Annotated in this window: 20 protein-coding genes; 11 read left to right on the plus strand and 9 right to left on the minus strand. The window is 64.2% G+C overall.

Features of this window, described 5'->3' with window-relative positions:
* Positions 1 to 2: 2 nt before the first annotated feature.
* Genes gspF through BJQ17_RS09925 form a run of 8 tightly spaced genes read left to right on the plus strand, consistent with a single transcriptional unit; the run spans position 3 to position 5,158 of the window.
* On the plus strand, positions 3 to 1,205 hold the full coding sequence (gene gspF / locus BJQ17_RS09890; RefSeq protein ID WP_004575678.1) for a type II secretion system inner membrane protein GspF: 1,203 nt from the start codon (positions 3 to 5) through the stop codon (positions 1,203 to 1,205).
* Between the two features lie 17 nt (positions 1,206 to 1,222).
* The gene (gene gspG / locus BJQ17_RS09895; protein WP_004575677.1) at positions 1,223 to 1,657 is read left to right on the plus strand and encodes a type II secretion system major pseudopilin GspG; all 435 of its coding nucleotides are present in this window, start codon (positions 1,223 to 1,225) and stop codon (positions 1,655 to 1,657) included.
* A gap of 2 nt (positions 1,658 to 1,659) precedes the next feature.
* A complete protein-coding gene (gene gspH, locus BJQ17_RS09900) occupies positions 1,660 to 2,091 on the plus strand; it encodes a type II secretion system minor pseudopilin GspH (RefSeq protein WP_003254996.1) in 432 nt (143 codons plus the stop codon).
* On the plus strand, positions 2,088 to 2,456 hold the full coding sequence (locus BJQ17_RS09905) for a type II secretion system protein GspI (RefSeq protein ID WP_003254995.1): 369 nt from the start codon (positions 2,088 to 2,090) through the stop codon (positions 2,454 to 2,456). The genes gspH and BJQ17_RS09905 overlap by 4 nt, the downstream gene beginning before the upstream one ends.
* On the plus strand, positions 2,453 to 3,043 hold the full coding sequence (locus BJQ17_RS09910) for a type II secretion system protein (protein ID WP_003254994.1): 591 nt from the start codon (positions 2,453 to 2,455) through the stop codon (positions 3,041 to 3,043). Before BJQ17_RS09905 ends, BJQ17_RS09910 begins: the two co-directional genes overlap by 4 nt.
* Positions 3,040 to 4,116, plus strand: coding sequence for a type II secretion system protein GspL (gspL, locus tag BJQ17_RS09915; RefSeq protein ID WP_033726038.1), 1,077 nt, complete (start codon positions 3,040 to 3,042; stop codon positions 4,114 to 4,116). The genes BJQ17_RS09910 and gspL overlap by 4 nt, the downstream gene beginning before the upstream one ends.
* Positions 4,113 to 4,499 carry a type II secretion system protein GspM gene (gspM, locus tag BJQ17_RS09920; RefSeq protein WP_003254992.1) on the plus strand — a complete coding sequence of 129 codons (387 nt, stop codon included), beginning with the start codon at positions 4,113 to 4,115 and terminating at the stop codon, positions 4,497 to 4,499. The genes gspL and gspM overlap by 4 nt, the downstream gene beginning before the upstream one ends.
* Positions 4,496 to 5,158, plus strand: a complete 663-nt coding sequence (locus BJQ17_RS09925) for a hypothetical protein (RefSeq protein WP_003254991.1) — start codon at positions 4,496 to 4,498, stop codon at positions 5,156 to 5,158. Before gspM ends, BJQ17_RS09925 begins: the two co-directional genes overlap by 4 nt.
* Before the next feature lie 347 nt (positions 5,159 to 5,505).
* Here the strand turns inward: BJQ17_RS09925 and BJQ17_RS09930 are convergent, their stop codons facing one another.
* From BJQ17_RS09930 to BJQ17_RS09940, 3 genes are all read right to left on the minus strand, one after another.
* Entirely contained in the window at positions 5,506 to 6,267 is a 762-nt protein-coding gene (locus tag BJQ17_RS09930) for a siderophore-interacting protein (RefSeq protein WP_012051379.1), read from the minus strand.
* On the minus strand, positions 6,260 to 6,805 hold the full coding sequence (locus BJQ17_RS09935; protein WP_070095973.1) for a PadR family transcriptional regulator: 546 nt from the start codon (positions 6,803 to 6,805) through the stop codon (positions 6,260 to 6,262). The genes BJQ17_RS09930 and BJQ17_RS09935 overlap by 8 nt, the downstream gene beginning before the upstream one ends.
* 89 nt (positions 6,806 to 6,894) lie before the next feature.
* Positions 6,895 to 10,044, minus strand: coding sequence for a transglycosylase domain-containing protein (locus BJQ17_RS09940; RefSeq protein WP_070095974.1), 3,150 nt, complete (start codon positions 10,042 to 10,044; stop codon positions 6,895 to 6,897).
* A gap of 389 nt (positions 10,045 to 10,433) precedes the next feature.
* Between BJQ17_RS09940 and BJQ17_RS09945 the strand changes: the two genes are divergently transcribed.
* A complete protein-coding gene (locus BJQ17_RS09945) occupies positions 10,434 to 11,852 on the plus strand; it encodes an amino acid permease (RefSeq protein WP_003254987.1) in 1,419 nt (472 codons plus the stop codon).
* 36 nt (positions 11,853 to 11,888) lie between these two features.
* Here the strand turns inward: BJQ17_RS09945 and BJQ17_RS09950 are convergent, their stop codons facing one another.
* Both BJQ17_RS09950 and BJQ17_RS09955 read right to left on the minus strand, forming a co-directional pair.
* Positions 11,889 to 13,508, minus strand: coding sequence for an FMN-binding glutamate synthase family protein (locus BJQ17_RS09950; protein ID WP_070095975.1), 1,620 nt, complete (start codon positions 13,506 to 13,508; stop codon positions 11,889 to 11,891).
* Between the two features lie 283 nt (positions 13,509 to 13,791).
* Positions 13,792 to 18,072 (minus strand): DEAD/DEAH box helicase, encoded by a 4,281-nt coding sequence (locus BJQ17_RS09955; protein ID WP_070095976.1) that lies wholly within the window; start codon positions 18,070 to 18,072, stop codon positions 13,792 to 13,794.
* Positions 18,073 to 18,208: 136 nt separating this feature from the next.
* Between BJQ17_RS09955 and BJQ17_RS09960 the strand changes: the two genes are divergently transcribed.
* Positions 18,209 to 18,622, plus strand: coding sequence for an NUDIX domain-containing protein (locus tag BJQ17_RS09960; RefSeq protein WP_003254983.1), 414 nt, complete (start codon positions 18,209 to 18,211; stop codon positions 18,620 to 18,622).
* Here the strand turns inward: BJQ17_RS09960 and metR are convergent.
* Positions 18,606 to 19,523, minus strand: coding sequence for a transcriptional regulator MetR (gene metR / locus BJQ17_RS09965; RefSeq protein WP_003254981.1), 918 nt, complete (start codon positions 19,521 to 19,523; stop codon positions 18,606 to 18,608). The two genes, BJQ17_RS09960 and metR, sit on opposite strands and share 17 nt — an antisense overlap.
* Positions 19,524 to 19,718: 195 nt before the next feature.
* On the opposite strand from metR, the gene BJQ17_RS09970 reads away from it, so the two are divergent.
* Positions 19,719 to 20,714 (plus strand): alpha/beta fold hydrolase, encoded by a 996-nt coding sequence (locus BJQ17_RS09970; protein ID WP_003254979.1) that lies wholly within the window; start codon positions 19,719 to 19,721, stop codon positions 20,712 to 20,714.
* 21 nt (positions 20,715 to 20,735) lie between these two features.
* Here BJQ17_RS09970 and BJQ17_RS09975 read toward each other — a convergent pair whose 3' ends face one another.
* Genes BJQ17_RS09975 through BJQ17_RS09985 form a run of 3 tightly spaced genes read right to left on the minus strand, consistent with a single transcriptional unit; the run spans position 20,736 to position 24,325 of the window.
* Positions 20,736 to 21,071, minus strand: coding sequence for a GlpM family protein (locus BJQ17_RS09975; RefSeq protein WP_003254977.1), 336 nt, complete (start codon positions 21,069 to 21,071; stop codon positions 20,736 to 20,738).
* A gap of 24 nt (positions 21,072 to 21,095) precedes the next feature.
* Positions 21,096 to 22,424 (minus strand): sigma-54 dependent transcriptional regulator, encoded by a 1,329-nt coding sequence (locus BJQ17_RS09980; protein ID WP_003254975.1) that lies wholly within the window; start codon positions 22,422 to 22,424, stop codon positions 21,096 to 21,098.
* A complete protein-coding gene (locus BJQ17_RS09985; RefSeq protein ID WP_003254973.1) occupies positions 22,421 to 24,325 on the minus strand; it encodes an ATP-binding protein in 1,905 nt (634 codons plus the stop codon). Before BJQ17_RS09985 ends, BJQ17_RS09980 begins: the two co-directional genes overlap by 4 nt.
* Between the last annotated feature and the right edge of the window lie 20 nt (positions 24,326 to 24,345).

Raw genomic sequence — 24,345 nt, forward strand, 5'->3', positions numbered from 1 at the left:
GCATGCCGACCTATCGCTACCAGGCCGTTGACCTCGCCGGCAAATCGCACAAGGCCAGCGTGCAGGCTGACAGTGAACGCCACGCCCGCCAGCTGTTGCGCGAGCAGGGCCTGTTCGCCCGCCAGTTGCAGCGTCATGAAGCCGGCAGCCGACAACCCCGTCGCCAGCGCCTGAGCCGCGCCCAGCTGTGTGAGCTGACCCGTCAGCTGGCCACCTTGACCGGGGCCGGCATTCCCTTGGTCGATGCCCTTGCCACCCTTGAACGGCAACTGCGTCAGCCCGCCTTGCACAGTGTGCTGGTGGCCTTGCGCGGCTCGCTGGCCGAAGGCCTGGGCCTGGCCCGCAGCCTGGCCCGGCAGGGTGCACCGTTCACTGGCCTGTACTGCGCGCTGGTCGAGGCCGGCGAACGTTCCGGGCACCTGGCCCAGGTGCTGACCCGCTTGGCCGACCACCTGGAGCAGGTGCAACGCCAGCAACACAAGGCCCGCACAGCGCTGATCTACCCCGCTGTGCTGATGGGTGTGTCGCTGGCCGTGGTGATGGGCCTGATGACGTTCGTCGTGCCCAAACTCACCGAGCAATTCGCCCACGCCGGGCAAAGCCTGCCGCTGATCACCTCGCTGCTGATCGGCCTGAGCCAGGGGCTGGTGCACGCCGGGCCGTGGTTGTTAGGGGTGGCGCTGTTGCTCGGGGGGCTGGCTGGCTGGTTGTTGCGCAAACCGCACTGGTGCCTGCGTCGCGACCAGCTGCTGCTGCGCCTGCCGCGTATTGGCAACCTGCTGCAGGTGCTGGAGAGCGCGCGCCTGGCGCGCAGCCTGGCGATTCTCTGTGGCAGTGGCGTGGCCCTGCTCGAAGCCTTGCAAGTGGCCACCGAAACCATCGGCAACCGGCGTATCCGCCTGGCCATGGAGCAGGTGCGCCAACACGTGCAGGGCGGCACCAGCCTGCACCGTGCGCTGGATGCCAGCCAGCAATTCCCGCCGCTGCTGGTGAACATGGTCGGCAGCGGCGAGGCCAGCGGCACCCTGGCGGACATGCTCGAGCGCGTGGCCGACGACCAGGAGCGCGGCTTTGCCCGCCAGGTCGATACCGCCATGGCGCTGTTCGAACCCCTGATGATCCTGGTGATGGGCGCCGTGGTGCTGTTCATCGTGCTGGCGGTGCTGCTGCCGATCATGCAACTCAACCAGGGCCTGCAATTGTGACGACAAGGAGTATTGCCATGCAGCATCGACGTAACCGCCAACGCGGCTTCACCCTCATGGAGATCATGGTGGTGATCTTCATCATCGGCCTGCTGATCGCCGTGGTCGCGCCCAGCGTGCTGGGCAACCAGGACAAGGCCATGAAGCAGAAGGTGATGGCCGACCTGGCCACTCTGGAGCAGGCGCTGGACATGTACCGGCTGGACAACCTGCGCTTCCCCAGCAGCGAACAGGGCCTGGCCGCGCTGGTGAAAAAGCCGGCTCAGGAGCCAGTGCCTCGGGCCTGGCGCAGTGATGGCTACGTGCGTCGCCTGCCGGAGGACCCGTGGGGCACCCCGTACCAGTACCGCATGCCCGGCGAACATGGCCGGGTCGATGTGTACTCGCTGGGTGCCGATGGCCTGCCGGGTGGCGAAGGCCAGGATGCCGACCTGGGTAACTGGGCGCTGTAACGGTGCGTCATCAGCGCGGCTTCAGCCTGATCGAACTGTTGGTGGTACTGGCCATTGCCGGGCTGATGACCGGGCTGGCGGTGGCCGGCCTTGGCAACGGCCAGGCCAGTGTCGAGCAGGCCCTGCAACGGCTGGCGGTCGAGGTCCGCGGCCAGGCCGCGCTGGCCCGGCATGCGGGGCAACTGCGCGGGTTGCGCTGGAATGGCCAGCGCCCGGAGTTCGTCCGCCGCGAGGGCAATGCCTGGGTGGTCGAAGCGGTCCCGCTCGGCGACTGGCCCAAGGGCCTGCACCCGGACTGGCCGGCCAGCCCGCAACCGCGCGTGCTGTTCACGCCGCATGGCTGGGCGCAGGCGGGTAGTGTGCGCTGGCGCTGGGCCGATGGCAGTCAGCAATGGGCCTGGAGCCGCACCGATGGCATGTGGGTCGTGCCATGAAGCAAGCACAGCGTGGTTTCACTCTGCTGGAGGTGACCGTAGCCCTGGCAATCGCTGCCGTGCTGGCGGTGATCACCAGCCAGGTGCTGCGCCAGCGGCTGGCCGTTCAGGACAACCTGCAACAGCACCGCCTTGGCCTGCTGTGCGCGCGTGAGCTGCAAGCCCGCTTTGCCGTCGAGCAGTACTGGCCTGCCGAAAACCAGGTAGCCGGCGAGCTCGGCCAAGGTGGCCAACGGTGTCACTGGCAACTGCAACTGCGCCGCACTGGCGTGCGAGACCTGCGCCGTGGCGAGCTACAGCTGTTCGCCGACCGCGACCAGCGCTTGCCGTTGGGCCAGTACACCGTGTTTCTGGAGCGCCCATGAAACACCGCCAAACCGGCCTGACCCTGATCGAACTGATGGTCGCGCTGGCCCTGACAGCCGTGCTCGGCATCATGCTGGCCGCCCTGGTCAACGGCTGGCTGAAGGTGCGCGAACGCCTGCAGGACACCATTCGGCAAACCTCGGTGCTGGACTTTTGCCTGGCCCTGGAGCGGCGCTTCGACAGCCCGGTGTTGCGCCGTGTCTATGACCAGCGTCTGCCGCTGGCCAGCCGTTGGCTGGACTGGCAGCCCGCCAGCAACCAGTTGCTGTGGGTCGCCAGCACCGGCCTGCCGGCAGCCGAAGGTGGCTCGCGCCTGCAACGCCAGCGCCTGCGGTTCGAGGCCCGCGAGCAACGCCTGCTGCTGGAAAGCTCGGCGGACTTGTACGCCGCTGTCGCCCCGCGCTGGGTACAGCGCGAACGACTCGACCAGGTCAGCGCCATGAACGTTCTGTACTACCAGGGCGGCCGCTGGCTGGCCTGGCCTTCTGACCAACCGGTGCACCCAGGCCGTGGTGTGCGTCTGGAACTGCTGCGTGATGGAGCCCCCTATGTCTGCACCTTCGCCCTTCCATGGGGGCGCTCATGAAACTTGAATGGCGGCGGCGTATGCCGGCCCAGGCGTGGCTGCTGGTGCGCCCGGGTACTGTCTGGCATTGGGCGCTGGTCCAGGACGGTATTTTGCAAAGCCAGGGGCAGGGCGAGCCACCGGCCAACCCGCAGGCCCATGTTGCGCTGGTCCTGCCTGCCGAGGCGTGCAGCCATTTTCGCGTGCCGGCCCCGCCCGGGCTCAAGCGCGAAGAGTGGCCTTTGCTGCTTGAGGATCGCTTGCTGCAGGCCCCGCATGAGGTGGCCTGTGCTTGCCTGGCCCGTGAACCCGGGTACCTTCGTCTGCTGGTAGTGGCGCGTCAGCAGCTGGATGACTGGCGTGGCCAATGTGCCGAATGGGGCTTGCAGACGGTACGTTGCTGGGCGGAGCTGCAGCTGCTGCCATCGCCCGAGCCAGGATGCGCCTGGCAATGGCAACGCACCCCCGGCATGTTGCTCTACAAAGGCTTGGCCGAAGATGGACAGGAGCACTGGCTGGCGTGGCCTGATGCCTTGGGTGGCGTGCCGCAGCCACCGTGGGCAGGGCTGCACAAGACGTCGCTGAGCGGCAATTGGCCAACCGTATTTGCGCCGCTCGACACACTGCCCGGCCTGTTCGACCGCGCCCGCAAGGTGCGCTCGTTGCCGGCGGCGTCCCGCCAGCAGCAGCGGCTGCTGGCAGCTTGCCTGGTGCTGGCCACCGTTTGGGGTGGCCTGTGGGTGAGCCAGCAATGGCGTCAGGCGCAACTCTGGCGCAACCAGGTCGTTGCCGTGACCGGCGAGCAGGCCAGCCCTCGGCACGCGGCACAGGCCCTCAAGCGCCTGCGCGAGAGCGTACTGCAGCAGCAACTGCGTACACGTCAGCTAGACGACCTGCAGGCTCGCTTGCAGACCTGGCTGCGTGCCAACCCCGGCTTGCGCCTGCAAGCGGTGCGCTTCGATGGTCAGCGTTGGCACCTGCGCCTGGAGGGCGAGGGCAGTGCGCCGCCATGGCGTGATATGGCGGCTGCCGCTGGCGCCACAGTGCAGGTTCAAGAAGGCCAAGTGATCTTCGACCTGGGAGCAGCCTCATGAACCGGGACTGGCTACAGCGTCATCGCTTCACGTTCGCCTGGGGACTGATCGCCCTGCTGCTGGCCTTCCTGGCCCTGCGCGAAGGCGTTGCGCAATGGCGCGTGCTTGGCCAGTGGCGTGTGCTGGCCGAACAGGCGGCCAGCCTGCAAGGCGGGCCCGGTTTGAACCTGGAGCGGCTACGTCAGTCGGCCCAGGCCCGTGGGGTTGAACTGACCGAAGTCGATACGCAAGGCAAGGCCTGGCAACTGCGCGGGCAGGTGGCCGATGAGCGCATGCTGCAAGGCTGGGTGCAGAGCCTGCGTGCAGAAGGCGCACTGCCGTTGCAATGGGGACTGGAGCAGCAGGGCAAGGGTTTGCGATTTGATCTGGTGGTGCAGCCATGAGCCGCAGTGCAGCAATGGCCTGGGTGTTACTGGTATTCGTGCTCACGCTGTTTATCGAGCTTCCGGCCAATTGGGTGGTGCGTGCGTTCGGCCTGCCGGTACGCGATGTCGGTGGAAGCCTCTGGCAAGGGCAGGCACAACAATGGGGGCCGGTCGGGCCTTTGCGCTGGACGCTGCAGCCCTGGCGCTTGCAGGCGAATGCGCAAGTGGGGTTCCAGGGGCAGGCCTGGCAGTTGCGTGCAGAAGGCTGGCCCTGGCGTTGGCGGCTGGAGGCATCAGCCAAGGGGCCTTTGGCGACGGTCTCGACGGATTACCGCCTGGCCGGCCAGTGGCAGGGTGTGTTGAGGATGCAGGGGACAGGGCGCCAATGCCAGGCCAGTGAAGGCCGCGTGATCGTAACCGACCTTGCCCTGAGCGACCCTTGGTCCCTAGGCCTTGGGCACGGCTGGCTGGAAATGGATTGCCGCAGTGGCTGGCACCTGCGCGGGCAGTTGGCGCAGCAAGGGCAACATCAACTGGCCGTGGATGCCGACCTGCCAGGACGCCAGGCGCAGGTGGTGTTCCAGCTGCAGCCTGAAGCGCAGTTGACGCCATTGTTGCGTGGGGCCCAATGGCTTGGGCCGCAGGCCTTGGCGGGGCAGCGAGACCTTCGTTGGTAAGCAACAACGTGGCGCGGCCTCCTGTAGGTACGCTGCGAGCGGTCGAGCTTTTCTGAGGTGCTCGGGGCTGAAGCGCTTGGTCGTATCGATGGTGCATACCCGCGAAGCAGGCGGCGCGTTGCGTGGCACCGGCTGCGCCGGTGTTCGCGGGTGAACCCGCTCCTACAACGGCCTGTGTCCAACCGCCGATTTGTGCCCAACCGCCGATTTGTGTCCAACCACCGATTTGTGCCCAACCACCGATTTGTGCCCAACCACCGATTTGTGTCCAACCGCCGAGTTGTGTCCATCCCCGATCAGTGTAGGAGCGGGCTTGCCCGCGAAGACGGCAGATCAGGCAATCACGATCACTCGTCGTCGGCAGTCCCGTTGGCCCGCCAGTAGGCTGCAGCCTTTAGCGCGTCTTCCTTTACCCCTTTCTCCAGCAACAACGCCTTGGCCTGGCGAGTCAGGGCTTTTTCCAGCGCTACCCAGGCATACAGCTGGCCTTGCGGCAAGCTCAGGTTCCGCACCAGCTCCAACAAGTCTTCCCCTTGGCGACGTACCCAGATCACTTCCACCTGCGCCTTGCTTGGCAGCGGCTGGCGCTCGTGCTCGTCTTCGATCTGGATGACTGCCAGCACCTGGCGGCCCGCCGGCAACTCCTCCAGCCGACGGCCAATGGCCGGGATGGCAGTTTCATCACCGATCAGCAGGTAGCTGTCGAAAATATCCGGCACCACCAGCGAGGCCCGTGGCCCTGCGATGTCCAGGGTTTGCCCGGGCGCGGCTTGCGCGGCCCAGGTAGAGGCAGGGCCGTCGCCGTGCAGCACGAAGTCGATGTCCAGCTCATGTGCCACCAGGTCGATGCGCCGTGGTGTGTACTCGCGCATGGTGGGCCGCGCGCCACCGTCCTTGCCCAGGTTGCGGGCCTCGATGGCCTGTTGTTGCTCCGGCGTTTCGGCGAACAGCAGCTTGATATGGTCGTCGCTGCCCACGCTGGTAAAGCCTTGCAGCTCGGCACCCCCCAGGGTGATGCGGCGCATGCGCGGGGTCAGCTCGGTGACCCGCAGCACCTGCAGACGGCGCTGGCGGATCTCGTGGTTTACGCGGTGAATGGTGTCACTCATGGGGCGTCTCCCTGAAAGGTTCGGTGGGCCCGGAGGCGATGGCCTTGGCGGTATGGTTGAGCAGGTCACGGACCCGTTCGATTTCTTCCACTGTCCAGCGGCCGCTGTGCATGTGCAGTGCATGGCGCAGGTTGCCGACCGCTTCATGAATCTCTGGCGGGCGGTCGTGGCCGCGCAGGGCGCGTTTGCTGACCTCGATGCGCATGCGCACGCCATCCAGGGCTATTGCCTGATCCGCCAAGGCGCTGCGGCCGGCATCGGTGATGGCGTAGAGGCGTTTGCTGCCTTGTACCTGGCCGCTGATCAGTTCGGCCTCTTCGAGGAAGTTCAGCGTGGGGTAGATCACTCCAGGGCTTGGGCTGTAGCTGCCGTCGAACAGATTTTCGATCTGGCGGATCAGGTCGTAACCGTGGCCGGGCTGCTCGGCCAGCAAGTCCAGCATCAGCAGCTTGAGGTCACCCGGGGCGAAGACACGCGGGCCGCGCTCGCCACGGGCGGGGCGCCGCTCGAAGGGATCATGAGGGGGATGTTCGCGCATAAGGATAGGGCTCCGTCGTTTGCGATATATCTTAAGATATTACTCAAGATATATCTAAAGACAAGCCCTTTAATGCTCATGATTATCATCTACTGCGTCGATGTGTTCCCTGTCGGTGGTGGTGTGTGCAGGGCAACCTGTGGCGGCTTGCACTCATTCGGATTGCCAGGCTGCAGGTATGGCATGAGGATCGGTGCCATGCCCTTGAGCACCTGCACTGGCAGCGCCGAAGTAAATTTGAACGCTTCTGCCGTGCGACCCGGCACGAAGGCGGTCAGCGTGCCGAAATGGTTGTCGCCGAGGAAGAACACGAAGGTGGCGGTGCGGTTTAGCGAGCGCGAGCCGATCAGCCGGCCGCCGGCGCCAAAGCTCTCGATTCGGTTGTCGCCGGTACCGGTCTTGCCGCCCATCACCAGTGGGGTGCCGTCCTGCAGCTTGAAGCTGCCGGAAATACGCCGCGCGGTACCTGCATCGACCACTTGCGACATGGCGCCTTTGAGTGCACGCGCCACTTCGACTGGCAGAATTCGCACGCCCCGGTCCGGGTCTGTGATCAACTTGGTCTCGTAGGGTGTGTTGGCTGCGAAGTGCAGGGTGTCGATGCGCAGGGTCGGCAGGCGAACACCGTCGTTCTGGATGATCCCGACCAGTTCGGAGAGGGCAGCGGGGCGGTCGCCGGAGCTGCCGATGGCGGTGGCCAATGAGGGCACCAGGTGGTCGAATGGATAGCCCACGCGTTTCCAGCGTTGGTGGATGTCGAGGAAGGCTTCGATTTCGACCATGGTGCGGATGCGGCTGTCACGGGCGCCCTGGTAGCGGCTCTTGAACAGCCAGCCGTATACCTCCTGGCGTTCGAAACGACTGGCGTTGATCATCTCGGTCAGTGTCGAGCTTGGATTCTTCAGCAGGTAGCCAAGCAGCCACAGGTCCAGCGGGTGGACCTTGGCGATGTAACCCTGATCAGGCAGGTCGTACTTGCCGGGGCCGTAAGCTGCGTACATCTCTGACAGACGGCCATCGGTCAGTTTGCCCAACACGGCCTTGTCGCCCTTGAGGTGGGCACGCACGAAGGCGTTGAAGGTTTCCTGGCCTGCCTCGGGGAACAGGTAGCGGTGTACCGCCGCCAACCGCTGCGGGGTCACGCGCATGCTGTCGAGGAAGGTGTCCAGGCGTTGTTGCGAGGTTTTACGCTGGTACTTCTTCCAGAAGCGCATCAGGTAGTTGGTGCCTTCCTTGTCGGCAAAGCGCGCAAGGTATTCCTGGCGGCGCGGGTCGGCATCGTCCTTGAGCAGCGGCACGCGGTTGTACGGCTGCTGGTAAGTCACGTAGCGCACCAGGTCGCGCATCAGGCGGATGAACGGCAGGTTGATCGACTCGCGCAGTGCATCCTTGAGTGTCGGGTTGCGGTTGTTGTCTTCCTTGCGGAAGTTGTTGAATACATGCATCCCGCCACCGGTGAAAAACGCTTCGCCGGTGTTGGCCGAGTACTTGCGCTCGAGCGCGGCGTCGAGCATGGCGTCAAGGCTCTGGTTCTTGCTGTTCAGCGCCAGCCATTCCAGCGACCATTGCGTGATACGGTCGAGTTCGGCCACTTCGACCTTCTTCAGCTCGGCGGCAGGTTTGCCGGCGTACTTGTCGTGCAGCTCGGCGATAATTTCAAGGTAGGTGGTCAGTACCCGCAGCTTGGCGGTTGAGCCCAGCTCCAGCTTGCTGCCTTCGTTGATGTCGAAGGGCTGGTTGGTGCTGTCGGTCTGCACCCGGACCCGCGAGCCATCGGCGGTGCGTTCGAACAAGGTGAAGCTGTAGCTCACCTGGTCGGTGGTCTTGGCAGTGAGCAGCCGCTCGCCGATCAGGCCGATCTGTGCGGCAAACTCCGGGTCGGCAAGGTTTTTCAGGTACTGGCTGATCTGCAACTGCAGGTCGGCCTGCAAGGTACTGGTGGCTGACAGGTCGAGGCGGTCGAGGTCGTACAGCGGGCGATTGAGCATGGCCGACAGGCGGTTGCGTGCCAGGCTGATGCCCTTGTTGGTAATGATCGGTACGATGGTCGGCTGCGCGACCCAGTCGCGGTACACCGCCTTGCTGGCCAGCGCGGCATCGGCCAGTGGCTGATCGATGACCTTGTTGGCGGCGAGCACGCGGATGTGCGCGTCGGTCAGTTCGGCCAGCTCGACCCGGCCCTTGGACAAGTAATGCGAGGGGCGGCGTTGGGCAATCATCAGCGACAGCACCTGGCGCAGGGCCAGGCCGCGTGCGGCCATGCTCTCGGGGTCGGTGGCGGTGGCGTTCAGGGCCTGGTTGACCTGGTCGAAGTCGGCGCCGTACCACACCCGCAGGCCCTCGGCCATGCCATGTACCTCACCATGCCCAGGCACAGCCGACAGCGGTACGCTGTTGAGGTAGTCACGCACGATGCGCTGGCGTGCCTCGGTGGTGTCGGGGCCGCCCTGGTAGGCACGCACGCTGGCAGAAATCATCTGCCGGATTTTCTCTGCGCCCGACACCGTCAGGCCGTCGGGTGAGTGGCGATATTTCTCCAGCTGCGTGGCCAGGGTGCTGCCGCCGGCAGACTGGCCGGGCAGGGCCAGGTACTTGGCGACCTGACTGTAGGCGGCCTTGGCAAAGCGTGGCCAGTCCACTGCCGGGTTGTTACGTGGGTCCTGGGTATCCAGCAGGTCGCGGTTTTCGATGAACAGCAAGCTGTTGACCATCACGGGAGGGATCGCTGCAAAGTCCGGGTACAGGTGCTGGGGGTAGTTGTACTGGTACAGCGTGTCGCCGCGGCAGTCGGTGATCGACAGGCCGGCCTGGATTTTCTCGATATAGGGCGCGAACAGCCCATGATCGACGTAGTTCATCAATGCGGGTGAGAACTTCACCTGTTCACTGATGAGGTAGTCGCGCTTGAGCAGGCGTGGCAGGAATTCACCCAGGGCGCTGTAGCCCAGGCGTTTGTCGAACGGCCCATCACCGGGGTAGATGATGGCATCGCTGGGACCGGGTTGCAGTGAATAGGTCAGTGTACCGGCCAGTTTGCTGAACTCGCGCGATTGCAGTTCAGAGGTACGGAATTCGTCATACGCGGCAACACCTATGGCTACCAGTGCCACCAGCAGGATGAGGATGATCAGCCGCCACCATAGCCGACGCTGACGGGGGGACTTGGGTTGTGGCGTCTCGGCCGGAGGTATCTCGGGTGCTTCCGTTCTGCTTGGTTCCGATTGCCACAGTGCGCCCATAGTCTTCTATCCGGCCAAGTATTTTCGTCTTGCTTGTCTGAAGCTTAGACGTTGAGTGGATAGGGTGAAAAATTTGTAAGAAGAAGGAAAGTGGTGAGGGGCTATGCGGCTTTGGTGTGGGTTCCTTCAACGGCCGATGTTGCTATGGTGCCCCGGCGATTTTTGGGGCGGGTAGCGGCCCCAGAGTTCTAGCCAAATTTCTGCATATATACAGTGAAAACTCCTACAACGGTCTTCCTATACTGCTCGCCCCCTTCGCCTTGCCGGGCGCTCTACTCCGGCATACGGGCCGGTCCACAAGGCCAGCCTGGCAAGCCAATGCCACGCCTATCGGCTTGGTCGCGGCGGCACGAAGGTCAAATCCAATAACAAAATGAGGTTGTATTGCTATGCCAGTCGGCAACCACTCTGCCCACGGCCAGGCCACAGAAGGCGGCCCGCTCAAGCGTGAACTGGGCGAACGGCACATCCGCCTGATGGCGCTGGGCGCCTGTATCGGTGTCGGTCTTTTCCTCGGTTCGGCCAAGGCGATCGAAATGGCCGGTCCGGCCATCATGTTGTCCTACATCATCGGCGGCCTGGCCATCCTGGTGATCATGCGCGCCCTTGGTGAAATGGCCGTGCACAACCCCGTCGCCGGCTCGTTCAGCCGTTATGCCCAGGATTACCTCGGCCCATTGGCAGGCTTCCTGACCGGCTGGAACTACTGGTTCCTGTGGCTGGTGACCTGTGTTGCCGAAATCACGGCAGTGGCCATCTACATGGGCATCTGGTTCCCCGACGTTCCGCGCTGGATCTGGGCCCTGGCGGCGCTGGGCAGCATGGGCGCGGTCAACCTGGTGGCGGTGAAGGCTTTTGGTGAGTTCGAGTTCTGGTTCGCGCTGATCAAGATCGTCACCATCATCGCCATGGTGCTTGGCGGCATCGGCATCATTGCCTTCGGCTTTGGCAATGACGGTGTGGCAGTGGGGATCTCCAACCTGTGGAGCAACGGCGGCTTCATGCCCAATGGCGTGACCGGCGTGCTGATGTCGCTGCAGATGGTGATGTTCGCCTATCTGGGTGTGGAAATGATCGGCCTCACCGCCGGTGAAGCACGCAACCCGCAAAAGACCATTCCCCAGGCCATCGGCTCGGTGTTCTGGCGCATCCTGCTGTTCTACGTCGGCGCGTTGTTCGTGATCCTGTCGATTTATCCGTGGAACGAAATCGGTAGCCAGGGCAGCCCGTTCGTCATGACCTTCGAGCGCCTCGGCATCAAGACCGCTGCCGGCATCATCAATTTCGTGGTCATCACGGCGGCGCTTTCGTCGTGCAACGGCGGCATCTTCAGCACCGGGCGCATGCTCTATAGCCTGGCGCAGAACGGCCAGGCGCCGGCGGCCTTTGCCCGCACCTCGAAGAACGGCGTGCCACGCAATGCGCTGCTGCTGTCGATCGGCGCGTTGCTGCTGGGCGTGCTGGCCAACTACCTGGTGCCAGAAAAGGTCTTCGTCTGGGTGACCTCGATCGCCACCTTCGGTGCGATCTGGACCTGGGTGATGATCTTGCTGGCGCAGCTGAAGTTCCGTGCCGGTCTTACCACGGCCGAGCGCAAGGCACTGAAGTACCGCATGTGGCTGTGGCCGCTGAGCTCGTATCTGGCACTGGCCTTCCTGGTGCTGGTGGTCGGGCTGATGGCGTACTTCGAGGACACGCGTGTGGCCCTGTACATCGGCCCGGCGTTCCTAGTGTTGCTGACAGTGCTGTATTACACGTTCCGCCTGGCGCCGAAAGACGCACAAGGTGTGACGAGTACCGCCTCCTGACCTGACGTGGGGCCGCTTTGCGGCCCCAGCGTTCTCTCAGGCCGCCACTTCGCTGTGCGGCTCGAAACTGTCCGCCCGGGCCAGTTGCCACATCCGCGAATAGAACTGCCCGTTCACCTCGCCGGTCAGCAGCTCACCTGGCTTCAAAAACACATGCATCTGCGAGAACAGCTTGATCTCGGTGGCTGAAATGCGCCGCACCAGGTGCTTGGCCTCCAGTTGTGCCGGATGCTCCAGGCCGGCCGCCGCCAGCATTTCTGCCAAGGCACGCAACGTGTTGTGATGGAAGTTCAGCACCCGCTGGGCTTTGTCGGGCACCACCAGCGCACGCTGGCGTAGCGGATCTTGCGTGGCCACACCGGTCGGGCACTTGTTGGTGTGGCAGCTTTGCGACTGGATGCAGCCGATGGCGAACATGAAGCCGCGTGCCGAGTTGGCCCAGTCGGCGCCAATGGCCAGCACGCTGGCGATGTCGAAGGCGCTGACAATCTTGCCGCTGGCGCCCAGCTTGATCTTGTCGCGCAGGTTCAGGCCGACCAGGGTGTTGTGCACGAACAGCAGGCCTTCACGCAGTGGCACGCCGATATGGTCGGTGAACTCCACGGGCGCTGCGCCGGTGCCGCCTTCCTTGCCATCGACGACGATGAAGTCGGGCAGGATGCCGGTTTCCAGCATGGCCTTGGCGATGCCCATGAATTCCCACGGGTGGCCCAGGCAGAACTTGAACCCCACTGGCTTGCCACCGGACAGCTCACGCAACTGGGCGATGAACTGCATCATTTCGATCGGTGTCGAGAAGGCGCTGTGGCGCGACGGTGAGATGCAATCCTCGCCCATCAGCACGCCACGGGTTTCGGCAATTTCCTGGGTGACCTTGTGTTTGGGCAGTATGCCGCCATGGCCAGGCTTGGCACCCTGGCTCATCTTGATCTCGATCATGCGCACCTGAGGGCTGCGCGCCTGGGCGGCGAAACGTTCGGGATCGAAGCGCCCATCTGGCGTGCGGCACCCGAAGTAGCCGCTGCCCAGTTCCCACACCAGGTCACCACCGTGCTCGCGATGGTAGGGGCTGATGCTGCCCTCGCCGGTGTCATGGTGGAAATTGCCCAGTTTGGAGCCCTGGTTGAGCGCACGGATGGCATTGGCGCTGAGTGAGCCGAAACTCATGGCCGAAATGTTGAAGATCGACGCGGAGTACGGCTGGCTGCACTGCGGCCCACCGACGATGACGCGGAAGCTGGCCGGGTCGGCCAGCGGTGCCGGGCGCATGGAGTGGCCGATGAACTCGAAACCGGATTCATATACGTCGATCAGGGTGCCGAAAGGTTTGTCCGAGGCTTCGTTCTTCGCCCGGGCATACACCAGCGAACGCTGGGCGCGAGAGAAGGGCAGGGCATCGCTGTCGGACTCCAGCAGGTATTGGCGGATTTCCGGGCGAATGGCCTCGACCAGATAGCGGATGTTGCCAAGAACCGGGTAGTTGCGGCGGACGGCGTGGCGCTGCTGCAGCAGGTCGAACAGGCCGATCAGGCTGAGAATGCCTGTGGTCAGGGTGAACGGCCACAACCATTCGTGGTGGCTGAAGGGGAGGCTCGCCAGGGTGAACAGCACACAGGCGGCGAAGAAGGCATAACGACTGAGAAGTGACAGGCTCATACAGGGTCCTTGCGATGGCGCGGTCAGGCTCAGGGCCTGGGGGCAAACCCCGACCATAGCCAAGTTGCCGGGCACTGCAAAATAAAATTGGGGTAGCGAAAATCATTCTCGACCCGAGCCAAATTGCCTGGTCGCAACGCAGATCGGTGGTGGACACACATTGATGATTGGGCGCAGGCCGTCGTAGGCGCGGGTTTACCCGCGAAGGGGCCGGGCCTGCTGGCCAATTTCCACCCGCCGGTCAGCGTTGCCGCCGCTACCGTATTCGCGGGTAAACCCGCTCCTACAGGGGGGCGCGCAGCAGTTTTTGCCGCCAGCTTTCCTGCTCCTGTGCGGACGCCTCGACCAGATACGCGTAACGCCCGGCCATCCGCACCGCCACCGGTATCCCGTCGCGATACAGAAGCCGGTTGCCAATCACTGCCGGCACTTTCGCCCCGGGCAGCAACGAGCCGATCAGGTTCAGCGGGTCACCGGCGCTCACCACCTGCAGCGTTCCGTCCGGTTCACGTCGTCTCACTTGCCGCAGCAATACTACCGCCTCAGGCAAGGCGAACTGTTCACCGGCCAGCCCGGCAATGAAGCGCCCGCCCCGGATCTCGCCACGCGCTTCCAATCGGTGATAGCAGCGCAGCAGCTCACGCCAGGGCGGCAGTACATCACTCTCGCGCGCCAACAGCCGCCAGCAGATCACGCCATAGCGGCGCAGCAGCGTGCGGGCAATGTGCTCCAGGCGCTGGTCGTGATCCGGTGGCGCATCGCTGCGGCGCAGCAGGGCCCAACGTCCGGCATGCGCCATGCTGCTGGAAAGCGGCGGGTGGCCTCGGCGGCTGTTACGTGAGCTGCGCTTGGTTGCAGGCGTTATCAGGCTGCGCAAGCCAGTGAAACTGTCCGCCCCGGCCAGGCCCGAGCCCACCAGCTCCTGCAGTGCAGTTTCCAGTTCACTGGGCAGCAGGTGTGCCTCATGTGCCAGTTCATCGAAGAACAGCGCACCCTGGGTTTTCAGCGCTTCGTGCACACGTTGCGCACGTAGGCCAAGGGCGTCGACAGCAGGTGCGGGCGCCAGGCTGCGCCACGTGTTCAACTGGTCCCGCGGCAGCAACACCAGTGGGGTACTGGTCAACGTGCTGCTCGCCACTGTTGCCGCCAGCCGGCTCCAGGCAAACTGGCCGCTTCGGCAGGCTTCGTCGAGCCAGTGCGGACTGTAGTCTTTGATACGCGCCGGCAGCAGTTCCGCCTCCCAGGCCGCTGCGGCGCTGGGGAACCCTTGTAACTGGCCCAGCACTTCGGCCACCGCCTGCGGACCACGCAGGCGCTCGTCAGGCGCCAGGTGCTGCCAATCGAACAGAAAGCGCATGAAGTCTTGCAGGCTGACCGGTTCGATCTCGCGGCGCAGGCGTTTGACCGTGTAGCGGTGGATGCGCGCCAGCAAGTGGCGTTCGCACCATTGCAAGTCAGTTGCACCTGGGCTGAAATGCCCGCGCAGCACATAGCCTTCGGCTTCCAGGCGGGCCAGCGCCTGTTCGATATCGGTTACCGGTTTGCCCAATGGCGCAGCGATTTGCGCCAGGGTCTGTGGGCCATGGCCGCTCAGGCGGGCGCGCAGCAGTTCGCTCAGTGCGTTGTCGGGCTCGATGGGCTGGTCGAAGCCAGCGAGCCGTTCGAGCGCTGGCTCCCTGTGCGCTGTGGGGTACAGTGCCAGCAGCAGATTCAGGCGTTCGCGGGCCAACCAGAGCTTGTCATCGGGCAGGCGCAAGGCACGCCCGGCCTTGGCCAGCTGCCTTAGCAGCACATCCCAGCAGGGGTTGGCATCTACCTCGACCTGACCGATGGCACCCAGGCTCATCAATGCTTCGTGCATTTCGTCGGGATTGGCCGGCTGTGGCCAGGCCTCGGCCGCTACGGCAGCAATGGCATCAGCGTCCAGCGCGCCCAGGTCGTCGCTACTGTGCACGTCGTTCCAGCGCCGGTTGAGTACCGCCTGGGTACGTCGTTCTTCCAGTGGCGCATCGTCCAGAAAGGCATAAGGCCGGGCATTGAGAATCGCTGAAGCCAGCGGCGAGGGGGCGGGCAAATCCCTGCACAGCAAGCGCACTGCACCGCTTTCCATGCGCCGCAGCAGGGCTAGCCAGCCTTCGCTGTCCATTGCCTCGTGCAGGCAATCGTCAAGGGTTTGCTCGACCAGCGGATGGTCGGGAATCTGCCGCTCGCCGACGATGTTTTCCAGGCAGCCGATCTGGTCGGGGAACACGGCGGCAACCAGGTCCTCACTCTTCATGCGCTGGATTTGTGGCGCCACCTTGCGTCCGCCCACAAAGCGCGGCAGTGCCATGGCCACGCCTGCATTCCAGCGCCAGCGCACGCCAAACAGCGGTGCATCGAGCAGGGCCTGGATGAGAATCGGCTCGGCGCTGCGGCTGTTCAGGTAACGCCACACTTCGTCCAGCTCGAAACTGTGGCTGGTCGACAGAGACAGCACGATGGCGTCCTCGCTGGCGGCAGCCTGCAGTTCGAAGTTGAAGGTGCGGCAGAAGCGCTTGCGCAGGGCCAGGCCCCAGGCGCGGTTGATGCGGCTACCGTAGGGTGAATGAATGATCAGTTGGGTCCCGCCGGACTCATCGAAAAAACGTTCCATCACCAGCGTATCCTGCGAGGGCAGGGCGCCAAGCACTTCACGGGTGCGGGCCAGGTAGTCGAGCAACTGGCCCGCACAAGCTTCGTCCAGTTCGAAGGTCGCCTGCAACCAGGCCAGTACCTCCACCGTGTCGCCGCCTGCCTGCGCCAGTTGCTGGTCGATTCGCGCCTGCAGCCGGGCCACGGCGGCAGACAGCTCGTCACTGCGCCCCGGCGCTTCACCCAGCCAGAACGGAATGGTCGGTGGCAGGCCATGAGCATCCTCTACCCGCACCCGGCCCGGCTCGACGCGCAGAATGCGATAGGAGGCGTTGCCCAGCTGGAAAATATCGCCGGCAATGCTTTCCACGGCAAAGTCTTCATTGACGCTGCCGATGTTCAGCGCCTGCGGTTCCAGCAACACGGCGTAGTCGGCGTTGTCGGGGATGGTGCCGCCGCTGGTCAGCGCGGTCAGTTGGCTGCCACGTCGGCCACGCAGCGTGCCGCTCACTGCGTCACGGTGCAAGTAGGCACTGCGCACACCCTGGCGGCCGTTGTAGCCCTCGGCGAGCATGCGCAGCAGGGCCTGGTAATGGTGCTGGTCAAGCTCGGCGTAAGGTGTGGCCTGGCGCAGGCAATCCAGCAGATCCTGTTCGTGCCAGGCCTGGTTGCTGGCTTCTGCGACGATCTGCTGGGCCAGCACATCCAGCGGTGCCCGGGGGATGTGCAGTGCGTCCAGTTCGCCCTGTCGAACGCAGTCAAGCAAGGCAACGCATTCGATCAGGTCATCGCGTGAGGTGGGGAACAGGCGCCCCTTCGGCACACCATCGACCTGGTGTCCAGCGCGGCCAACCCGTTGCAGGAAGCCGGCAATCGAGCCCGGCGAGGCGATCTGGCAGACCAGGTCGATATCGCCGATATCAATGCCAAGCTCCAGCGATGCGGTCGCGACCAGCACCTGGAGCTGGCCGCTCTTGAGCCGCTGCTCCGCATCCAGGCGCAGCGCTTTGGACAGGCTGCCATGGTGTGCGGCAACCGCCTCCTTGCCCAGCCGGTCGCTGAGGTGGCGGGTGATACGTTCGGCCAGGCGCCGGGTATTGACGAATACCAGCGTGGTGCGGTGTTCACGGGCAAGGGTGGCCAAGCGGTCATACACCAGGCCCCAGACATCAGTGGCCATCACCGCCCCCAACGGTACCGGCGGCACTTCGATGGCCAGGTCACGCTTGCGGGCATGGCCGATATCGACAATGGCGCAGGGGCGCCCGCTACCCACCAGAAACTGCGCCACCCGTTCGACCGGGCGTTGGGTAGCGGACAGGCCGATCCGCCGCAGTGGCTTTTTGCACAAGGCTTGCAGGCGCTCCAAGGTCAGGGCCAGATGGGCGCCACGCTTGTTACCGGCCAAGGCATGGATTTCGTCGACGATTACCGTGTGCACATAGGCCAGGCCTTCACGGCCAGACGCCGAGCCCATCAGCACGTAAAGCGATTCGGGGGTCGTCACCAGAATGTGCGGGGCCAGCTTGCGCATGGCGGCGCGTTCCTTCTGCGGAGTATCGCCGGTGCGTACCGCCGTGGTGATGCGTGGGGCGTTCAGGCCTTGCTCTGCAATGGCTTGGCTGATGCCTTCGAGCGGGGCCTGCAGGTTCAGACGAATGTCATTGGACAGGGCCTTCAGAGGTGAAACGTAGATCACCAGTGTCTGTGCGGGCAGTTCGCCCTGGTGCTTCATGCCTTCACGCAGCAGCTCATCTAGCACGGCCAGAAAAGCGCTCAGGGTCTTGCCTGAGCCGGTCGGCGCGGCCAGCAGCATGGATTGCCCGGCGTGGATCAACGGCCAGGCCTGTGCCTGGGCATCGGTGACCGTGGCGAAGCGGCGGCGGAACCAGGTGCTGACGGCAGGGTGGAACAGCTCGAGCACCGGGTGGTGTTTGGCGGGCAGGTTCATGTGTTGTTTATGGAGGGTGTGCAACAGGTTGGCAAGGGGCCGCTCGTCTGCCAGGCCGACACAGGAATGACCGGCCTTGTCAGGCCAATGACCCCATGGGATCCTCGCGGGTCATTTTATTCAGCGAGCCCACTTCATGCCCAACATCATCCGCATCGCCGCCGCCCTGCTGATCGACCCTCAGGGCCGCACGCTGCTGGTGCGCAAGCGTGGCACCGAGGCTTTCATGCAGCCAGGCGGCAAGATCGATGCCGGTGAAACGCCGGTACAGGCGCTGGTGCGCGAGTTGCAGGAGGAACTGGGCCTGCGCATCGACCCGGCTCAAGCCATGCACCTGGGCCAGTTCAGTGCCCCCGCCGCCAACGAACCAGGCTTCGAAGTGCAAGCTGAACTGTTCCGTGTCGACAGCGCCGCTGCCGTGGTGCCGGCCGCAGAGATCGAGGAGGTGGTCTGGCTGGCTGCAGATCAGGCGCCCGTCATGCCACTGGCTCCCCTGACCCGCGACTTGATCCTGCCGCTGTATCGCCAGGCGCTCAACGCACCGCGCTGACGCCGTCGAGGGTAGCGAACGAGGTGTCCTTGGCCGTCAGCAAAAAGTCGCGCATGTACGGGGCATCGAGCATGTCGGTGCGTACGGCGGCATAAAGCGTGGCAAACAGGCCTTTCTCGCCCAGGCGTTTGCCCTTCACATAGCCGCGCGAGCTGTACTCGTGCAGCGCCCAATGCGGCATGCCGCATACGCCACGGCCGCTGGCCACCAGCTGCATCATCATCACCGTCAGCTCCGAGGTACGCACGGCGGCTGGCTCGATATCGGCCGGCTCCAGGAAGCGCGTGAAGATGTCCAGGCGATCGCGCTCCACCGGGTAGGTGATCAGCGTCTGGTCGAGCAAGTCTTGCGGCACGATGTAAGGCTTGCTGGCCAGCGGGTGCTGGTTGGCCACTGCCAGCATCGCCTCGTAGGTGAACAGCGGCACATAAGTGATGCCTGCCAGGTCCACCGGGTCGGAGGTCACCACCAGGTCAAGGTCGCCGCGGGCCAGGGCCGGTAGCGGGGCGAAGGCAAAGCCCGAGGCCAGGTCCAGTTCCACTTCCGGCCAGGCATCACGGAACTGGTCGATGGTCGGCATCAGCCACTGGAAGCAGCTGTGGCATTCGATAGCCATGTGCAGGCGTCCGGCAGTGCCTCCGGCTAGGCGTGCGATGTCACGTTCGGCGCTGCGCAGCAACGGCAGGGTGGCATCAGCCAGTTGCAGCAGACGCAGCCCGGCGCTGGTGAAGCGGATTGGCTTGGTCTTGCGCACGAAAATCGGGAGGCCCAGGCGCTCTTCCAGCTCCTTGAACTGGTGCGACAACGCCGACTGGGTCAGGTGCAGGCGTTCGGCGGCCTCCACCAGGCTGTCGGCTTCGCGCAGGGCATGAAGGGTTTTCAGGTGACGGATCTCCAGCACAGATGACTCCGGGGTGTGGAATTGAAGAAACAGGGAATGAATTGAGTTTCTCTCATGATGCGGCATCTGTCGACTGGGCGATCGTCGCACCGCCTGGCGGGAGTCATGAAACTGTCACCGAACTGTGGCAGCGCGCCCGAACAGAATTCATCAGACTCGCGCTCTACTGGGGATCTGCATTCTGGTGTTTCTTTCATGCGGGCTTTTTGGCTTTTTCTTTTCTTCCTGTTCAGCGTTCCGGCGAGTTTCGCCGAACAGCGCTGTGACGCCCAGGTGCCGGTGCAGCGTGCCGAACTCGGTGCCGTCAGCCTGGTGTACCAGAGCGTCGGTGCGCCACGCGACCCGGCCTTGCTGCTGGTCATGGGCTTGGGCGGGCAGCTGATTCATTGGCCAGATGATGTGGTCGAGGCATTGTGCCGCCAAGGTTTTCGGGTGATCCGCTATGACAACCGCGATGTCGGCCTGTCACGCTGGAACCAGGTACCACCGCACGCCAACCTGACGCTCGAACTGTTGCGTTACAAGTTGGGCCTGCCCGTGTCGGCGCCCTATACGCTGACTGATATGGCCGATGACGGCTTGCGCCTGATGGACGCGTTGGGCGTGCGCCAGTTTCATGTATTGGGGGTGAGCATGGGCGGCATGATTGCCCAGCACCTGGCGGCGATGGCGCCTGAGCGTGTGCGCAGCCTGACGCTGGTCATGTCCAGTTCAGGGGCGGCGGGGCTGCCGGCGCCGGCCCCGGCGTTGGTGCAGTTGCTGGCCCGGCGCAGCGCGCCGAACCGTGAAGTGGCTATCGAGCAGCAGGCCGACCTGCTGGCGGCCCTGGGCAGCCCTGAGGTACGAGACGACCGCGAAGTGTTGCTGCAGCAGGCGGCGCAGGCCTACGACCGGGCGTTCAACCCTGACGGGGCCAAGCGCCAGATCATGGCGATACTGGCCGAGCCGAGCCGCGTCGAGTTGCTCAACCAGTTGCGAGTGCCGACCCTGGTGGTACACGGCACGGCTGATCCGTTATTGCCGGTGATGCATGGCGTGCACCTGGCGGCGCATATCCAGGGCAGCCAGTTACGCTTGATCCCGGGGTTGGCGCACCGTTTTCAGGAGCCGTTCAAGGCGCCGTTACTGGGGGCGGTGTTGCCTTATTTGCAGGCGCACAGGCAAGCGGTCACGCACATCGCAGGGCTCTGAATCTGCGCTGGCTGCTTTCGATCAGTGCATCCGCACCCACACAGTCACCAGCACGGTCGCGGCGATCAGCCAGGCCAGCGTGGCCAGCGCCATCGATGCCTCGAGGCGCAAGCGGTCGACCAGTACATACAGGGTTGCCAGGTACACGAAATACGGAATGATCGACCACATGCCAAACAGGATGGTGGTCTTCAGGTCGGCAATGCTGCGCCCCTTGCCGACGATGTAGTGGGCAATCAGGGCGAAGGTGGGGAACAGCGGCACCAGCCCTGCGATGTAGTAGTTGCGCGTTTTCGACAGCACCGCCAGCAACAGCACCACGCCTGCGCCCAGGGCCGCTTTGAATACCAGGTCCACGTTGTTTTCCAGTTTGGGTTCAAGTCAGCCGAGGCCGTATTTTTTCACTTTGTCGAACAGCGTGGTCTTGGCCATGCCCAGCTCCTGGCTGGCCTGGCTCAGGTTGCCGCCCGTGCGTTGCAGGGCATCAGTGAGCAGGTTGCGTTCGAATGCTTCCACCGCCTCGGCAAAAAGCAGGCCTTGGTTGGCACCTCCGCTGGGGCCTTTCTTGAATGCTGGCAGGCCGAGGGCATAGCGTTCGGCCACGTTGCGCAACTCGCGCACGTTACCCGGCCAGTCATGGGCCATCAGGCGCGACAGGGTCTGACTGTCCAGTGTCGGTGTTTCGCGGTCGAAGCGCAGGGCCGACTGCTGCAGGAAATGTTCGAACAACTGCAGGATGTCTTCACGGCGCTCACGCAGCGGCGGCAGCTCCAGGGTGACCACGTTCAGCCGGTAATACAGGTCGCTGCGGAACTGGCCGCTCTGGCCCAAGGCATCGAGGTCGGCCTTCGTCGCGGCGATCACCCGGCAATCCACCGGGATGCTCTGGTTCGAGCCCAATCGCTCCAGGGTGCGCTCCTGCAGCACGCGCAGCAGCTTGATCTGCAGGTTGATCGGCATGCTCTCCACTTCATCGAGGAACAGCGTGCCGCCATTGGCGTGTTCGATCTTGCCGATGCGGCGTTTGCCGGCTCCGGTGAAGGCGTTGGCCTCGTGGCCGAATATCTCGCTTTCAAACAGGTTTTCCGGCAGGCCGCCACAGTTCAGTGCCACGAACGGGTGGCTCTGGCGACGGCTGAAGTCGTGCAGGCAGCGCGCGACCAGCTCTTTGCCGGTGCCGGTCTCACCTTCGATCAGCACGTTGGCTGAGGTGTCGGCGACGTTGGCGATCAGTTCGCGCAAGTGCTCCATGGCCGGTGAGCGACCAATGATGCGTCCCTCCAGGCTGCTCTGCTCGGCCAGCTGGCGGCGCAGGGCCACCACTTCGCGTGACAGCCCGCGCTGTTCCAACGCGCGGCGCACCACATCGACCAGGCGCTCGGGGGAGAACGGTTTTTCCATGAAGTCGTAGGCGCCGTTACGCATGGCGCCAACGGCCATGTCGATATCGCCATGGCCAGTGATCAGCACCACCGGCAGGCTGCGGTCACGGGCCTTGAGGCGATTGAGCAGCTCCAGGCCATCAATACCCGGCAGGCGGATATCGCTGACGACAATGCCGGCGAAATCGTCGCCGATGCGTTCCAGTGCCTGTTCGGCGCTGCCCACGCCCTCGCAGGCGATATCCTCCAGGGCCAGCGCCTGCTGGCAGCCGAGCAGCACATGCGGGTCGTCTTCGACAATCAGGACGGTAAGAGGCGCTTGGTTCATGGATGCTCTGCCGATTCGCTAGGGGGGGAAACCAGGGGCAAGGCCAGGACGAAGGCTGTGCCGCCGGTGGCGGGATGCTCGACGTTGAGGCTTCCCTTGGCGGCGGCGGCAAGGGAAGCCGACAAGGTCAGGCCCAGGCCCAGGCCATGCTCGCCCGGTTTGGTGGTAAAGAAGGGTTCGAACAGGTGCTTGCGCGCTTCGGCGTCAATGCCGTGGCCGTTGTCGCGCACCTGCAAACGGTACTTGTCGCCCTGCAACTCGCCTTCCAGCCACAGCTCAGGCTGCGGTTGCGCGGCCATCGCGTCAAGGGCGTTGCCGATCAGGTTGACCAGAATCTGCTCCAGGCGGGTCTGGTCGATGGCCAGTTGCTGGTCCTCGAACTGATGGTGCAATTGCAAGTGACAGGCACTGACGCGGTTGGCCAGCACCTGCAGGGTGGCCTCTACCGCCTTGGCCAGTGAAGCCTGGCCGCTGTCATCGCCGCGCCGGGCGAACGAGCGCAGGCTGGCGGTGATGCGGCCCATGCGGTCGATCAGGTCATTCATGGTGCGCAGGTTGGTGCTGGCGGTTTCCAGCGCCCCGCGCTCAAGGAAGCGCACCGTATTGCCAGACAAGGTGCGCAGCGCAGCCAAGGGTTGGTTCAGCTCGTGGGCAATGCTGGTAGACATTTGCCCGATGGCGGCCAGCTTACCTGCTTGCACCAGCTCATCCTGGGCGTGGCGCAAGGTCTGTTCGGCATGCCGGCGCTCGCGAATCTGGCCCTTGAGGCGTTCGTTGCTGGCGCGCAGGTCGGCGGTGCGTTCGGCAATCCGCCGCTCCAGCTGGCTGTTGGCCTCTTCAAGGGCTTCGCGGGCCGCCAGGCGTGTGGCGATCACTTTGCGCCGCTCGTTCCAGGCAATGCCGAGGATCGCCAGCAAGGCAAAGGCCACGCCCACCAGAATGCCCTGCACCATGGATTCGCGACGCAGGTCCTGCAGTGGGGTCAGCAGGGTGAAATGCCAGGGCGTGTCGACCAGGCGCCTGGTTTGCGCCAGGTACGCCACTTCGTGCGGTTTTCCATGAGCGGTTTCGGTGTTGGCCGGGAAGGTCAGCTTTTCCACACCATCGGCCAGGGTTTCCCGCGCCAGAGGCTGCAATTCGTTCAGCGGCCACCAGTAGTATTGCAGGCTTCGCGCCAGGCGCTCCTTGATTTGCGGGGTCAGCGGGCGCACCGACTTAAGACGGCGGGCCGGGTCGCTGGAGAGAATGATGATGCCATTCTCGTCGCTGACGAACGCCTCCAGGCGGGCACGCTGCCAGCGCTCCTCGAGGGTGTCCAGGCGCACCTTGATCACCGCAACGCCTATGATCTTGCCGTGCTCCTCAAGCCCATGGGCCAGGTAATAGCCAGCCTCGCCAGTGGTACTGCCGATGCCGTAGAAACGCCCGGGCTCGCCGCGCACGGCAGTCTGGAAGTAGGCGCGGAACGACAGGTCTTCACCCAGGAACGAGTCGGCATCGCGCCAGTTGCTGGTGGCCTGCACCCGGCCATTGGTGTCGAGGACGAAGATGGCCCGACTGCGACTGCGACGGTTCAGGCCTTCAAGGTATTCGTTGACCGTCTGGCGTGAAGCGCCGTCCGGGTCGGTGAGCAGGTGCGAGACGCTGTCTTCCAGCTCCAGCAGGCTCGGCAAGTAGGTGTACTTGCTGATTTCGCTTTCGACCGTGCGTGCATGCAGCTCCAGCTGGCGTTCGCCGTTTTCGCTGAGGGCGCGGATACCATTGCTCTCGCTGAACAGGTAGCCAGCCATTCCCAGGCCGACCATCAGCAGGATGATCAGTGGTGGTAACAGCAATTGACGGATCAGGCGGGAATTCACGGCAGGCTTGGCAGGGCGAAGTAGCGAGGGATCGCATTTCATCACAGTGGCCTTGTTACGAC

The organism is Pseudomonas sp. NBRC 111139 (assembly GCF_001753955.1).
Taxonomy (GTDB): domain Bacteria; phylum Pseudomonadota; class Gammaproteobacteria; order Pseudomonadales; family Pseudomonadaceae; genus Aquipseudomonas; species Aquipseudomonas alloputida.

Excerpts from the sequence above, each read along its gene's own strand:
- BJQ17_RS09960 (WP_003254983.1), top strand. The coding sequence starts at position 18,209 with ATGCCCAACATCATCCGCATCGCCGCCGCCCTGCTGATCGACCCTCAG.
- gspM (WP_003254992.1), top strand. The coding sequence starts at position 4,113 with ATGAACCGGGACTGGCTACAGCGTCATCGCTTCACGTTCGCCTGGGGA.
- gspF (WP_004575678.1), top strand. The coding sequence starts at position 3 with ATGCCGACCTATCGCTACCAGGCCGTTGACCTCGCCGGCAAATCGCAC.
- BJQ17_RS09925 (WP_003254991.1), top strand. The coding sequence starts at position 4,496 with ATGAGCCGCAGTGCAGCAATGGCCTGGGTGTTACTGGTATTCGTGCTC.
- BJQ17_RS09950 (WP_070095975.1), bottom strand. The coding sequence starts at position 13,508 with ATGAGCCTGTCACTTCTCAGTCGTTATGCCTTCTTCGCCGCCTGTGTG.
- BJQ17_RS09955 (WP_070095976.1), bottom strand. The coding sequence starts at position 18,072 with ATGAACCTGCCCGCCAAACACCACCCGGTGCTCGAGCTGTTCCACCCT.
- BJQ17_RS09905 (WP_003254995.1), top strand. The coding sequence starts at position 2,088 with ATGAAGCAAGCACAGCGTGGTTTCACTCTGCTGGAGGTGACCGTAGCC.
- BJQ17_RS09935 (WP_070095973.1), bottom strand. The coding sequence starts at position 6,805 with ATGCGCGAACATCCCCCTCATGATCCCTTCGAGCGGCGCCCCGCCCGT.
- gspL (WP_033726038.1), top strand. The coding sequence starts at position 3,040 with ATGAAACTTGAATGGCGGCGGCGTATGCCGGCCCAGGCGTGGCTGCTG.
- BJQ17_RS09980 (WP_003254975.1), bottom strand. The coding sequence starts at position 22,424 with ATGAACCAAGCGCCTCTTACCGTCCTGATTGTCGAAGACGACCCGCAT.
- BJQ17_RS09930 (WP_012051379.1), bottom strand. The coding sequence starts at position 6,267 with ATGAGTGACACCATTCACCGCGTAAACCACGAGATCCGCCAGCGCCGT.
- gspG (WP_004575677.1), top strand. The coding sequence starts at position 1,223 with ATGCAGCATCGACGTAACCGCCAACGCGGCTTCACCCTCATGGAGATC.
- BJQ17_RS09970 (WP_003254979.1), top strand. The coding sequence starts at position 19,719 with ATGCGGGCTTTTTGGCTTTTTCTTTTCTTCCTGTTCAGCGTTCCGGCG.
- BJQ17_RS09910 (WP_003254994.1), top strand. The coding sequence starts at position 2,453 with ATGAAACACCGCCAAACCGGCCTGACCCTGATCGAACTGATGGTCGCG.
- BJQ17_RS09940 (WP_070095974.1), bottom strand. The coding sequence starts at position 10,044 with ATGGGCGCACTGTGGCAATCGGAACCAAGCAGAACGGAAGCACCCGAG.
- BJQ17_RS09945 (WP_003254987.1), top strand. The coding sequence starts at position 10,434 with ATGCCAGTCGGCAACCACTCTGCCCACGGCCAGGCCACAGAAGGCGGC.
- BJQ17_RS09985 (WP_003254973.1), bottom strand. The coding sequence starts at position 24,325 with ATGAAATGCGATCCCTCGCTACTTCGCCCTGCCAAGCCTGCCGTGAAT.